Source organism: Spirillospora sp. NPDC049652 (assembly GCF_040675125.1).
Lineage (GTDB): Bacteria > Actinomycetota > Actinomycetes > Streptosporangiales > Streptosporangiaceae > Spirillospora.
The window spans coordinates 1-11,301 of record NZ_JBFAOF010000153.1 but is presented as its reverse complement, the minus strand read 5'-3'; the positions used below and the strand labels follow the sequence as shown (position 1 = coordinate 11,301).

The window sequence follows — 11,301 nt, the reverse complement described above, 5'->3', positions numbered from 1 at the left end:
GTGCGAAGCGGGCGGCTGCGTGGCAGCCGGTTGGGTCGCAGGTGGCTGGGCCGAGCCCGCCTGACCGCCGGACTGCGCGCCTTCCGAAGGCACACCGGGAAACCCTTGCTGCTGCGCGGGCACTCCGGGAAAGCCCTGCTGCGCGGGGACTCCCGGAAAGCCCCGCTGGCTCGCTGGGACACCGGGGAAACCCTGCGCGCCGGCGTGGGGCTGCCGGCCTGGATCGGCCGCGGCGCTCTGGTCTCCGGACTGGAGCGGGCTGGAGGCCAGGTCGGCGCCCAGGCCGAGCATCTGCGACGCGGTCGGCTGCGCGGGGACGGCCCCGGAGGCGCGGCCGGTGAGCAGGCGCAGCAGCAGTTGCTCGGCGGTCGGACGGCGGGACGGGTCCTTGTCGAGGCAGTCGCCGACCAGCGGCAGCAGCCGCTCGGGCACCCCGGTCAGCTCGGGCCGCTCGTGCAGGATGCGGTGCGTCGTCATGGCGTCCGCGCCGAACGGGGGCCGTCCGGTGGCGACGAAGACGAGCGTGGCCGCCCAGGCGAACACGTCCACGGCGCTGCTCGGGGACGTGCCGGCCAGTTGCTCGGGCGCCATGTAGGCGGGCGTGCCGACGACCGCGGTGGTCGCGGCGGCCTCCGGTCCGGACGCGCGGGCGATGCCGAAGTCGATCACCCGCGGGCCGTCCGGCCCCATGATCACGTTGGCCGGCTTGAAGTCGCGGTGCACGACGCCCGCCTGGTGGATCGCGACGAGCGCGGTCGCGGTGGCGACGGCGATCCGGTCCAGGTCGGAGCCGGTGCGGGGACCGCGCTCGGTGACCAGGGCCTGCAGCGACAGGCCGGGCACGTACTCGCTCACCAGGAACGGCCGTCCCTGGTCGGTGCCGACCGACAGGACGCGGGCGGTGCAGAACTGCGCGACGGCCATCGCCGCGTCCGCCTCGCGGGCGAACCGGCGGGCCACGTCGTCCGACACCGCGCCCGGCGCGTCGCCGCCGAGCAGCTTGATCGCGACCAGCCCGTGGTCGCCCGGCCCGTGGTCGACCAGCCCGTGCCCGTCCGACCTGTGCTCACCGCCGCCGCCCGGCCCGTCGTCGGCGGGTTCGGCCAGATAGACGACACCTTGCCCGCCCCGGCCCAGCCTGCGGCGGATATCGTACGAGCCCAGCCTCCTGGGATCCCATGGCCCCAGCGGTTCGCCGATCGCGCCCGGATCCATGTGCCAGGGCCCCCTTTGGTTTCGCGGACTACGGAGTGAGACGAGCGAGTATGCCGACCGAACACCCGAAGATCAGGATTTGATGGCACCGTGAGGCTACCCATCGGCCGGCTCCGGCCGACTGACCGCCGTGCGCTCGCCCTGTGGCTCGGGTCCTGGGTCGGCGTGATGTTCTTCGCCGCCGTCGTGCCCCGGGTGCTGCCGTCGGTCTACGACGGCAAGCCGTACCTGGATCGCTGGGCCCAGTGGGACGCGGTGCGCTTCCTCAACATCGCGACCTACGGTTACGGGGGAGTGCCCGGCGAGAAGTTCGACCCCGGTTGGCCCGCATTCTTCCCTGGTTATCCGCTCGCGCTCAAGCTCGTCGGGATATTCACGGGCGGTGACTACAAGCTCGCGGGGCTGGTCATCTCGTTCGTCGCGGGCGGTGTCGCGGCCGTCGCGCTCGGTCGGCTGGCGGAGGACGAGCTGAGGGCCCGGCCGCTGCGCCGGGGCGCGTTCCGGGCTCGGCTCTCCGGGCTGACGTCCCGAGGCGGCTCCCACTCCGAGGATGACAGGGCCGACAGGGCGGCGGGCCACGGGGGAGAGGGTGGCACGGTCCAACGCGGCGTCCACGCGACCGGCGTGGCCGCCGCGCGGATGACGCTCCGCAGGCCGTCCGCCAACGCTCACACGGCGAACGGCAGCAGCGGAACCGGCGAGTCCGACCTGCACGATGAGTCCCGTACCGCCGATGACCGGGCGGGAGGCGAGTCCGGGACGGTCGGGGCCGGCGCGGTCGCGGCGATGCTGGCGGGTCCTGCTGCGGTGTTCCTGTTCGCGGGCTACTCCGAGTCGCTGTTCCTGGCGTTCGCGCTGCCCGCGTGGCTGATGGCGCGGCGCGGCCGGTGGGCCTGGGCGGCGCTGCTCGCCACACCCGCCTCGGCCGTCCGGATCACCGGTCTCTTCCTGGCCCTCGCGATGATCGCGGAGTACGTGGTCGGACGGCGCGGTCGGCGCGAGCACGGGTGGCGGCCGCTCGCCTGGCTGGCCCTCCCGTTCACCCCGCTGATCGTCTACACCGTCTACCAGTGGCACCGGACGGGCGACTGGATGGCCTGGCAGCACGCGCAGGAGGCGGGCTGGCACCGCGAGTTCACGATGCCGTGGGACGCGTTCTCGCTCACCTGGCGCTCGGCCTTCGAGACCGACTACGAGTTCACGCTCGCGTTCCGTATCGAGATCTTCGCGGCGGTCGTCGGCGTGCTGCTCTCGCTCTACCTGCTGTACCGGCGGCGCTGGCCGGAACTGGTCTACGTCGGGCTGCAGCTCGGGGCCCTGATGACGTCGTCCTACTACCTGTCGATCGGGCGCGCGACGCTGCTGTGGTGGCCGCTGTGGCTGTGGTTCGGGATGCTCGCGCTGCGTCACCGGTGGCTGTTCGGAGCGGTCGTCGCGGCGGCCGTCCCGTTCGCCGTCCTGCAGTTGCTCACCTTCACCTCGGGTGGCTGGGCCGGGTAAGCACAACGTCCACCCCATGGCTGGGCTGTTTCACCCCGGGGCGCTTGCATGCCTTCCGGAACCTCGGCAAGGTGGCGGATCGTCAACCCCAACCGAGGAGGAAACATGCGGCGAACCGCACTGGCTCTCGGCACGATGGGACTCGTCGGCGCGCTGACGACCGGTACCGCCATGGCGGCCCCGGCCGAAGCGCACGCGGCGAAGGCGCACGGCTGGAGCCTGTCGGTGAAGGGCGGCCATGCCAGCGGGGCGTACACGATCTCCAGCAAGGGCTTCAAGTCCACTCTCAACCTGCGGAAGACCGCCAAGAACGGCAAGTACCTGGTCTTCTGGCACCGGCAGGCGAGCAAGAGCGGCAAGTGGGGCCGTCCGGGGGTGAACATCACGAAGTCCAACGCGCCCTACAAGGCGACCTTCAGCGCTCCCGAGACCGGCCGCCTCGCGGCCAAGCTGTGCTGGGCCGACAAGGTCATCAGCCATCCGAACCACGGCGTGACCTTCAAGAACCTGAAGTGCGGCAAGGTCCACGTCTGGCGGCTCGTCCGCTGACCGGCGACCGCCGGAGGCCAGGGGCCACGCGTGAGGACGGCGGGACGCACTCCGGCCCCCGGGGCGCGTCCCGCCGTCTCCGTTCCCCGTCCGGACGGCCGTGGGCACATGTCGCCAGGTTCCGGACCGGCATGGTCAAATCTCGGAAGCGTCGAAGGGATTCGCTGGTCAGCGGGGTAGTCACCCGATCATGCGGATCACGCTCCTCATCGCCGCTCCGGTCGGTCTGGGCCTCGCCCTCACCGGCCTCACCCCGTCCGCCGGCGCGGCGGCGGCGAGCGGGGGCGACCGCGGGCCCCGGGGAGTCCACGCCCGCTCGGCCTTCCTGACGGACGCGACGTCCGGCCATATGCTCTGGGCCCGCAACGCCCGGACGCGCCTCCCGATCGGCAGCATCACCAAGGTGATGACGGCCGTGGTCGTGCTGGGCGAAGGCGGACTCGGGCGGCGCGTCCGCGTCCGTCCCGCCGACGCCGCCTACGCGATGGGACGGCACGGCTCGACCGCGCGTCTACGCGTGGGCGACCGGTTGACCGCCCGCGAGCTGCTCGGCGCGATGCTGGTTCCGTCCGGCTGCGACGCGGCGTCGGCCCTCGCCAACGCCTACGGACCCGGGCGGGCGCGCTTCGTCCGCAAGATGAACCGGACCGCGCGCCGCCTCGGCCTGCGCTCCACGCACTTCAACGATCCGGCCGGCCTCCCGCCCGCCCCCGGCTGGTCCACGGCCCGCGACCTGGTGGCACTCGGGCGGTACGCCATGCGGCTCCGGGAGTTCCGGGACATCGTGCGGCGCGACCAGTACGTCGTCCGCGCGTCCCGGACGCACCGCCGCTACCACTGGTACACCACCGACGACCTCCTCGGCCGCTACCCGGGCCTGCTCGGGATCAAGAGCGGATACACGTCCCAGGCCGGTTACAGCTTCCTGTTCGCCGCGCGCCGCTACGGGCACACGGTCTACGGAGCCGTCCTCGACAGCTCCCGCACCAGGCCCGGCCGGCGCTTCCGCGACGCGTCCCGCATGCTCGACTGGGCCTACCACTGACCCCGCAGGTCTCCTCCCGCTGCCCCGCGCCGAGCGACACGCCGGAATTCGCAGGTCAGCGCGTCGGACGGGAGGGACGCTCCGCGCCGTATGCGACGATCACCGGGTGGAAAGGGGTTGCGCACAGATGACGCTCGGCCGAAGGCTTCGACGGACCCTGCTCGCCCTGGTCCTCGCGCCGCTGCTGGCCCTGACCGGGCTCGCGGCCTGCGGCGGGACGTCCGGCGGCGACGCGAACGCGTCCGGGACGACGTCCGGACGCCCCGGCGGCGTCCGGCAGAGCAGCGGAGCCGCCAAGGGCGCCCGCCCGCCCGGGACGCGCGACACGTTCCGCACCGTCCCGGCGTCGAGCCTGCCCGCCGAGGCGCGGCGCACCCTGAAACTGATCGACGCGGGCGGGCCGTTCCCCTACCGCAAGGACGGCACGGTCTTCGCGAACCGGGAGCACCGGCTGCCGGCCGAGCCGAGCGGGTACTACCGGGAGTACACCGTTCCGACGCCGGGCGCGGGCGACCGCGGGGCGCGTCGCCTGATCGGCGGGCGGGGCGGCGAGCGCTACTACACCCAGGACCACTACCGCAGTTTCGTCCGGGTCAGCGGGGGATGACCCGCCCGGCGGACGGCGACCGGCCGGCGCACGAACGGAAACGGAGTTCGGGGAGATGACGTGGACGCGAACCAAGCGCTCGACGAGCTGCTGACCGGACGCCTCAAGCCGGGCGTCTACCAGTGGCGGGCGTCCCCGGGGCACGGCGCGGTCCGCGACCTCGGCTGGATGGAGCGCGCCGCGGAGGAGGGCTGGCGTCCGTTCCACCTGGACGGCCGCCGCGCCCGCGACAAGGACGGCTTCCTGCGCCTGTGCGCCGGCGCGTTCGACCTGCCGGACTGGTTCGGGAAGAACTGGGACGCCCTGCAGGACTGCCTCACCGATCTCTCCTGGGCCCCGGCCGACAGGGGCTACGTGGTGCTCTACGAGTCCTGGGCCGAGCTCGCCGACGCCGACCAGGCGTCGTTCCGCACGGCCCTGGACGTGTTCGCCGAGGCCGTCGCGTACTGGCGCGACACGCGGACGCCGATGGTGGTCATGCTGTCGAGCGTCGGAGTCGAGGTGGCCGGCGTCCCCCGGCTCACCTGACGATCACCCCGTTCGCCGGCCGTCTGTCCGGCCGGCCGTTCCGTGCCCGCCCGCCGCGCGCCCGCGGCACGGCGAGCCGCGGGAACCGGACGTCCCGACCGGGCGGACGACGGCCCCGGTCAGTACGTGGACGTCGAGGACGAGCCGACGAGGGCCGCCCAGAGGCCGATGTAGAAGATCCAGACGATGAGCCAGCCGACGGTGACGATGTAGCCGAGCACCAGGCCGGCCGTCGCCATGCCGGCGCCGCCCTCGCCGGTCCGCTTGATCTGGCTCTGGGCGATGTGCCCGAAGATGATGGCGAGCACCGAGGTGAAGCCGCAGAAGATGATCCCGATCAGGCCCAGCACCATCGAGGCGGTCGCCATGCCGTTGTTCGGCGGGGCGGCCGCGGGCCCGCCGTAGTAGTTGTGCTGGACGGGCGCGGGCACCGGCGCGGGCTGGGCGTACGGCTGGGGCTGCTGGGCGGCGTACGGGTCCTGCCCGTAACCGCCGTACGGGTCGTAGGGGGGCTGTGCCATTGACTTCCCGATCGGGTCGCGCGCCCGCCGTCGAAGCAACTTCGCGTGCGCTGGTGGTAGGGGATCCGGATTATGCCAGTGTGTCGTGACATCGGGTCTGCGCGATATTAGATGGTGCGTCCCCTGCGGGGGTTCCCTCCGTGTCTCCGGAGTTCCCGCCGTGCCCGGCCGACACTGGCCAACCGCCCGCACCGCCGAAGCCCTGGGCCGGTGAGCGGCCCCCCGAGAATCGAGGGCACGCGAGACCAGCCGTCCGCGGACGGAAGGAAGAGAAGCCGAAAGCCGCCCCGGGACGGTCAGGAGAGGTTGTCGCGGAGGAAGGCGATGTCGGCGGCCTGGCCGTCGGACGGGGTCTCGACGACGACCGGGGCGCCCGCCCCGCGCACCACGCCGAGGATCAGCTCCGGGTCGATCGTCCCCGAGCCCAGGTTGGCGTGCCGGTCGGCGCCCGACGCGAACGCGTCCCGGCTGTCGTTGCAGTGCACCAGGTCGATCCGCCCGGTGATCGCCTTGATCCGGTCGACCGCGTCGATCAGTTCCTCGCCCGCGGCGTGCGCGTGGCAGGTGTCCAGGCAGAAGCCGACCTTGGAGTCCAGGCCCGGGACGCCCGACAGGACCTCCCAGAGCCGGGCGATCCGGTCGAACTTGCGGGCCATCGCGTTGCCGCCGCCCGCCGTGTTCTCGATCAGCACCGGCACCGGGACGTCGTCCAGCCGCTCGAAGACCTTGCGCCAGTTCTCGAAGCCGGTCTCCGGGTCGTCGTCCTTCAGCACGTGCCCGCCGTGCACGATCAGGCCCTTCGCGCCGATCGACGCCGCGCCCTCCAGGTGCTGGGCGAGCAGCTTGCGGCTCGGGATCCGGATCCGGTTGTTGGACGTGGCGACGTTGATGACGTACGGCGCGTGCACGTAGACGTCCACGCCGGAGCCCGCCAGGTCGGCCGCGCCCTCGGGGACGACCGGCTTCTTCCAGCCCTGCGGGTCGCCCAGGAAGAACTGGACGACGTCCGCGTTCCGGGCGCGGGCGCTGTCGAGCGGACGGGTCTGGTCGACATGGGCTCCGATGCGCATGCCACCGAGCCTATCCCCGCCCGCCGGCCCCCTGACCTCAGATCATGAAGCCGCCGTGGCGCAGCGCGAAGCCGAATCCGACGAACGAGCCGACCAGCCCGACGACGTTCAGCCACCGCTCGCCGGTCGTCTTGGACGTCAGCTGGGAGTACAGGGCGAGGGGGAAGCCGATCACCCCGGCGAGCGCCCCGAAGAAGTGCGTCGCGGGGATCCAGCCGAGGACCAGCGCGAGCAGGCCCAGCACGATCGCACCGCCGGCCAGCCCGTCCTGGAACATGTGCCGCTCGGCGGGGCGGGCTCCGACGGCCCCGCGTTCGCTCCTGCGCCCGGCTACCTCCTGTGGCATCGGGACACCCCCTTGGGATAGGTGCGGTGTGACTCGGTCGATCGCGTGGATCGAGCGGATCGCATGCCCGTGCCGTGCCCGCCGGACGCCCGAGGCGGCGCGGGCCGTGCACGTCCCAGAGATTCCCGGACGGGGCGGGGGTCAATCCGGAGCGGGCGCGCGGAAAATGTCGGCGGCACCCGGTAACGTCGAACAGGAATTCGACCGGACGTGTCCGGCCGGGGGAGGGGCTGATCATGAGGGAGAGCGAACTGGCGGTCATCGGCGACGCCGAGCTCGTCGAGGAACTGTCCATGCTGACGACCCAGACCGCGCGCATGCGGGCGCGGATGGTCGACATCATGGCCGAGCTCGAACGCCGCCGCTGCGCCCGTCCGGCACAGCACGCCGCGTCCGCCCGGCGCTGAGGCCGGCGTCGAGCCCGTCCCGGCGCCCTGGTGCCCTGCGCGAGGGTGCCCTGGTCGACCGGTTCGGGTCCGTCGACTCCGGTCCAGGGGCGGGAGCACCGGAATGGCTCGCACGCTGCCGAGGCTTGATAGCCTGTATCGGTCTCGCGGCCGGTCCGCCGGTGCGGACGGGCGCCTCTCGGAGGCGCGGCCGCGAAGGACGCAAGAAGCCCTCCTGTCACGGAGAGACCGTGACCGCATCAGTCCAGAGGAGGTAGGGACAAGCATGCGTCGCTACGAACTCATGACCATCCTCGACCCCGCGATCGACGAGCGCACCGCCGGTGCCGCTCTCGACCCGTTCCTGAAGGTCGTCAAGGACGACGGCGGGAGCGTCGAGAAGGTCGATGTCTGGGGCCGCCGCCGGCTGTCCTACGACATCCTGAAGAAGTCCGAAGGCATCTACGCGGTGATCGACCTCACGGCTGAGCCCGCGACGGTCAAGGAGCTCGACCGTCAGCTCAACCTCAGCGAGACGATCCTTCGTACCAAGGTCATCCGCCCCGAGGTCCACTGAGCCGGAGCGGTCCAGCCCAACACCAGCCGGAGCGAAGCCCCATGGCAGGCGACACCGTAATCACGATCGTCGGGAACCTCGTCGAGGACCCGAATCTGCGTTTCACCGCGAGCGGCCAGGCCGTCGCTTCCTTCCGCATCGCCTCGACCCCGCGGTTCTTCGACCGCCAGTCGAACGACTGGAAGGACGGCGAGGCGCTGTTCCTGACCTGCAACGTCTGGCGGCAGGCGGCGGAGAACTGCGCCGAGAGCCTGCAGCGCGGCATGCGGGTGATCGTCCAGGGCCGGCTCAAGCAGCGCTCGTACGAGACGCGCGAGGGTGAGAAGCGCACCGTCTTCGAGATCGAGGTCGACGAGGTCGGCCCGTCCCTGCGCAACGCCACCGCCAAGGTCAACAAGACCCAGCGGCAGGGCGGCGGCGGAGGGGGCTTCGGCGGCGGTGGCGGCTTCGGCGGCCAGGGCGGTCAGGGCGGCCAGTCCGGCGGCGGTTTCGGCGGCGGCGGCCAGGGGGGCTCCTCCGGGGCCCCGGCCGAAGACCCCTGGGCGACCGGCGGCGGGGGCGGCGGGTTCTCCGACGACCCCCCCTTCTAACCATTCACACCACGTCCATTCCCGCGTGAGCGGGGCTCTCCCCAAAGGAGCACCACGATGGCGAAGCCACCTCCGCGCAAGCCGAAGAAGAAGGTTTGCGTGTTCTGCCAGGAGAAGATCTCCTACGTCGACTACAAGGACACGGTCCTGCTGCGGAAGTTCATCTCCGACCGCGGCAAGATCCGCGCCCGTCGCGTGACCGGCAACTGCACCCAGCACCAGCGCGACGTCGCCACGGCGATCAAGAACGCCCGTGAGATGGCGCTGCTGCCCTACACCAGCACCGCGCGCTGAGTCAGGGGGAAGTGACAACATGAAGCTCATCCTGACCCAGCAGGTCTCCGGCCTCGGCGAGCCCGGCGACGTCATCGAGGTCCGCGACGGCTACGGCCGCAACTACCTCGTCCCGCGCGGCTTCGCGATCCAGTGGACCCGCGGCGCCGAGAAGCAGATCGCCTCGATCAAGAAGGCGCGTTCGGCCCGCGAGATCGCGACCGTCGAGCACGCCAAGGAGATCGCCGGCCGGCTGCAGGCCCTCAAGGTCAACCTGCGCACCCGCACCGGCAGCAACGGCCGCCTGTTCGGCGCCGTGACCGCCGCCGACATCGCCGCCGCGGTCCAGGCCGCCGACGGCCCCGAGCTGGACAAGCGCCGGATCGAGATCGGCAACCCGATCAAGACCGTCGGCACCCACCGGGTCAGCGTCCGGCTGCACCCGGAGGTCAGCGCCTCGATCGACGTCAACGTCCTCGAGGGCTGAGTCCGCCCCGGCACCAGGACGGCCGGATCCCCGCTCGCGGGGGTCCGGCCGTTTCCGTTTCATGTTAAACGTCAGCGAACCTCCGGGTGCTTGGGATGGGACCCGCGGTGAGACTACTTTCCGTAACCACATCGGTGGTTCGGAAGGGTCGGCATGCACGGTCTCGCATCGGAAGAGCCAGGAGAGCCGGATCAGGCCGATCCACGGGGTCTGCCGGGTCTGCTCCAGGTGGTGACGCGGCGTGGCCTGCTGGTCGGCGTCCTCGGCGCCTGGACCGTGGACGCGCTGTGCGGGCCGCAGAATAGGGCCATGGCGACGAACGCCCCCGGGCCCCGGCCCCGACCCACGCCCCGTGGACATGGCGGCGGCGCGTCCGCTGACGCCTCAGCGTCCGGGGCGACGCGGAGCGCGGACGACGTGAGCCGGCACAAGCAGGGGGCGCCGACGCCGGAGGTCCATCCCCGGTCCGACTGGAAGGCCCGTCCACCGCGACGTCCGGCCACGATCATGAACCGGGCGCCCGACCGGGTCGTCGTCCACCACACCGCGACGCCGAACTCGCCCGACACCTCCGTCGAGCACGCCTACCGGCTGTCCCGCGACATCCAGCGCTTCCACATGGACGGGCGCGGCTGGGACGACACGGGCCAGCAGCTCACCATCAGCCGCGGCGGGATCGTCATGGAGGGACGCAACCGCAGCCTGCGCGCCATCCGCGCGAAGAAGCTCGTCCTCGGCGCCCAGGCTCTCAACCACAACTCCCACACGCTCGGGATCGAGAACGAGGGCACCTACGGCTCCGAGGATCCGCCGGACGCCCTCTGGTCCTCCCTCGTCGAGGTCTGCGCCTGGCTGTGCGACCGGTACAACCTGCACCCGGCGGCGGCGATCGTCGGGCACCGCGACCTGAGCGACACCGACTGTCCCGGCGACCGGTTCTACTCGCTCCTGCCCGACCTGCGCGCCGATGTGACCCTGCGCCTCTCCTCGCCGGACGCGGCACTGGAGCCGGACATCCGTGTGCCGTTGTCGGGGGCGGACGCCCCACCGCCTGGGGCCGGTGCCCATCCGGCGGAGCGGCCGAGCGATCAGGCGTTGACCCTGCCCAAGGATCTCAAGGGCTTCCCAGGGTCCTCCCGGCGCCACTGAAGGCCCTCCCAGCGTCACCAGGAGGCCGGTTCTGGCCGCTTGACCTGCGGTGATGTGATCGCCGGGGTGCGGGGCCGGCGAGGGGGTCAGTCGATGCCGTCGTGGACGAGACGGCTGAGGGCGGCGGCGGTGCCGGTGAACGCGGCATCGCCGAGGACGGCGCGCAACTCGCCGTTGAACGCGTCGATCGTCGGCTGCGCGGCGCGCAGGGCGGCCTCGCCGCCGGGTGAGAGCCGCAGGACGACCGCCCGGTGCTCGTCCGGGTGCGGCTCGCGGACGATCAGGTCCGCCGAGGTCAGCCGGCCGACGAGCGCGGTGACGGCGGACTCGCGCAGGCCGAGCGTCCGGGCGAGGTCGCGCTGGGTGAGGCCGGGCCGGTCCTGGACGGCGAAGAGCGCGCCGAGCTGGGCCGTGGTGATCCCGGCGGCGGCCAGGCAGCGCCGGTCGGCCGCGAGCCG

Annotated in this window: 16 protein-coding genes; 11 read left to right on the top strand and 5 right to left on the bottom strand. The window is 72.3% G+C overall.

Annotation, left to right across the window (positions count from 1 at the left end):
- A partial coding sequence (locus AB0J52_RS13365; RefSeq protein WP_500181849.1) for a serine/threonine-protein kinase occupies positions 1-1,215 on the bottom strand: 1,215 nt, incomplete at its 3' end.
- Between the two features lie 90 nt (positions 1,216-1,305).
- Between AB0J52_RS13365 and AB0J52_RS13360 the strand changes: the two genes are divergently transcribed.
- The 5 genes from AB0J52_RS13360 to AB0J52_RS13340 all read left to right on the top strand — a co-directional run bounded on the left by AB0J52_RS13360 (position 1,306) and on the right by AB0J52_RS13340 (position 5,444).
- On the top strand, positions 1,306-2,715 hold the full coding sequence (locus AB0J52_RS13360) for a hypothetical protein (protein WP_500181848.1): 1,410 nt from the start codon (positions 1,306-1,308) through the stop codon (positions 2,713-2,715).
- 105 nt (positions 2,716-2,820) lie between these two features.
- A complete protein-coding gene (locus tag AB0J52_RS13355) occupies positions 2,821-3,264 on the top strand; it encodes a hypothetical protein (RefSeq protein WP_500181847.1) in 444 nt (147 codons plus the stop codon).
- 190 nt (positions 3,265-3,454) lie between these two features.
- Positions 3,455-4,309: a D-alanyl-D-alanine carboxypeptidase family protein gene (locus AB0J52_RS13350; protein ID WP_500181846.1), complete on the top strand. Its 855-nt coding sequence runs from the start codon at positions 3,455-3,457 to the stop codon at positions 4,307-4,309.
- Positions 4,310-4,436: 127 nt separating this feature from the next.
- The gene (locus tag AB0J52_RS13345; protein WP_500181845.1) at positions 4,437-4,916 is read left to right on the top strand and encodes a guanyl-specific ribonuclease; all 480 of its coding nucleotides are present in this window, start codon (positions 4,437-4,439) and stop codon (positions 4,914-4,916) included.
- A gap of 60 nt (positions 4,917-4,976) precedes the next feature.
- A complete protein-coding gene (locus tag AB0J52_RS13340; RefSeq protein WP_500181844.1) occupies positions 4,977-5,444 on the top strand; it encodes a barstar family protein in 468 nt (155 codons plus the stop codon).
- Between the two features lie 119 nt (positions 5,445-5,563).
- Here the strand turns inward: AB0J52_RS13340 and AB0J52_RS13335 are convergent, their stop codons facing one another.
- From AB0J52_RS13335 to AB0J52_RS13325, 3 genes are all read right to left on the bottom strand, one after another.
- Positions 5,564-5,965, bottom strand: coding sequence for a DUF4190 domain-containing protein (locus AB0J52_RS13335; protein WP_500181843.1), 402 nt, complete (start codon positions 5,963-5,965; stop codon positions 5,564-5,566).
- 296 nt (positions 5,966-6,261) lie between these two features.
- Positions 6,262-7,035 (bottom strand): deoxyribonuclease IV, encoded by a 774-nt coding sequence (locus AB0J52_RS13330; RefSeq protein ID WP_500181842.1) that lies wholly within the window; start codon positions 7,033-7,035, stop codon positions 6,262-6,264.
- A 37-nt stretch (positions 7,036-7,072) separates the two neighbouring features.
- Positions 7,073-7,381 carry a hypothetical protein gene (locus AB0J52_RS13325; RefSeq protein ID WP_500181841.1) on the bottom strand — a complete coding sequence of 103 codons (309 nt, stop codon included), beginning with the start codon at positions 7,379-7,381 and terminating at the stop codon, positions 7,073-7,075.
- A gap of 236 nt (positions 7,382-7,617) precedes the next feature.
- On the opposite strand from AB0J52_RS13325, the gene AB0J52_RS13320 reads away from it, so the two are divergent.
- From AB0J52_RS13320 to AB0J52_RS13295, 6 genes are all read left to right on the top strand, one after another.
- The gene (locus tag AB0J52_RS13320; protein ID WP_500181840.1) at positions 7,618-7,788 is read left to right on the top strand and encodes a hypothetical protein; all 171 of its coding nucleotides are present in this window, start codon (positions 7,618-7,620) and stop codon (positions 7,786-7,788) included.
- A gap of 265 nt (positions 7,789-8,053) precedes the next feature.
- On the top strand, positions 8,054-8,344 hold the full coding sequence (rpsF, locus tag AB0J52_RS13315; protein ID WP_500181839.1) for a 30S ribosomal protein S6: 291 nt from the start codon (positions 8,054-8,056) through the stop codon (positions 8,342-8,344).
- 41 nt (positions 8,345-8,385) lie between these two features.
- Entirely contained in the window at positions 8,386-8,934 is a 549-nt protein-coding gene (locus AB0J52_RS13310; protein WP_500181838.1) for a single-stranded DNA-binding protein, read from the top strand.
- Positions 8,935-8,991: 57 nt separating this feature from the next.
- Entirely contained in the window at positions 8,992-9,228 is a 237-nt protein-coding gene (gene rpsR / locus AB0J52_RS13305; protein ID WP_026403973.1) for a 30S ribosomal protein S18, read from the top strand.
- 19 nt (positions 9,229-9,247) lie between these two features.
- On the top strand, positions 9,248-9,694 hold the full coding sequence (rplI, locus tag AB0J52_RS13300) for a 50S ribosomal protein L9 (RefSeq protein ID WP_500181837.1): 447 nt from the start codon (positions 9,248-9,250) through the stop codon (positions 9,692-9,694).
- Between the two features lie 231 nt (positions 9,695-9,925).
- The gene (locus AB0J52_RS13295) at positions 9,926-10,843 is read left to right on the top strand and encodes a peptidoglycan recognition protein family protein (RefSeq protein WP_500181836.1); all 918 of its coding nucleotides are present in this window, start codon (positions 9,926-9,928) and stop codon (positions 10,841-10,843) included.
- A gap of 86 nt (positions 10,844-10,929) precedes the next feature.
- Here AB0J52_RS13295 and AB0J52_RS13290 read toward each other — a convergent pair.
- Positions 10,930-11,301, bottom strand: a 372-nt coding sequence (locus AB0J52_RS13290) for a MarR family winged helix-turn-helix transcriptional regulator (protein ID WP_500181835.1), incomplete at its 5' end; no start/stop codon positions are given.

What these genes read in the sequence shown, in the direction of transcription:
- AB0J52_RS13355 (WP_500181847.1), top strand. Translation starts at nt 2,821, where the DNA reads ATGCGGCGAACCGCACTGGCTCTCGGCACGATGGGACTCGTCGGCGCG.
- AB0J52_RS13350 (WP_500181846.1), top strand. Translation starts at nt 3,455, where the DNA reads ATGCGGATCACGCTCCTCATCGCCGCTCCGGTCGGTCTGGGCCTCGCC.
- AB0J52_RS13345 (WP_500181845.1), top strand. Translation starts at nt 4,437, where the DNA reads ATGACGCTCGGCCGAAGGCTTCGACGGACCCTGCTCGCCCTGGTCCTC.
- AB0J52_RS13335 (WP_500181843.1), bottom strand. Translation starts at nt 5,965, where the DNA reads ATGGCACAGCCCCCCTACGACCCGTACGGCGGTTACGGGCAGGACCCG.
- AB0J52_RS13330 (WP_500181842.1), bottom strand. Translation starts at nt 7,035, where the DNA reads ATGCGCATCGGAGCCCATGTCGACCAGACCCGTCCGCTCGACAGCGCC.
- AB0J52_RS13325 (WP_500181841.1), bottom strand. Translation starts at nt 7,381, where the DNA reads ATGCCACAGGAGGTAGCCGGGCGCAGGAGCGAACGCGGGGCCGTCGGA.
- AB0J52_RS13320 (WP_500181840.1), top strand. Translation starts at nt 7,618, where the DNA reads ATGAGGGAGAGCGAACTGGCGGTCATCGGCGACGCCGAGCTCGTCGAG.
- rpsF (WP_500181839.1), top strand. Translation starts at nt 8,054, where the DNA reads ATGCGTCGCTACGAACTCATGACCATCCTCGACCCCGCGATCGACGAG.
- AB0J52_RS13310 (WP_500181838.1), top strand. Translation starts at nt 8,386, where the DNA reads ATGGCAGGCGACACCGTAATCACGATCGTCGGGAACCTCGTCGAGGAC.
- rpsR (WP_026403973.1), top strand. Translation starts at nt 8,992, where the DNA reads ATGGCGAAGCCACCTCCGCGCAAGCCGAAGAAGAAGGTTTGCGTGTTC.
- rplI (WP_500181837.1), top strand. Translation starts at nt 9,248, where the DNA reads ATGAAGCTCATCCTGACCCAGCAGGTCTCCGGCCTCGGCGAGCCCGGC.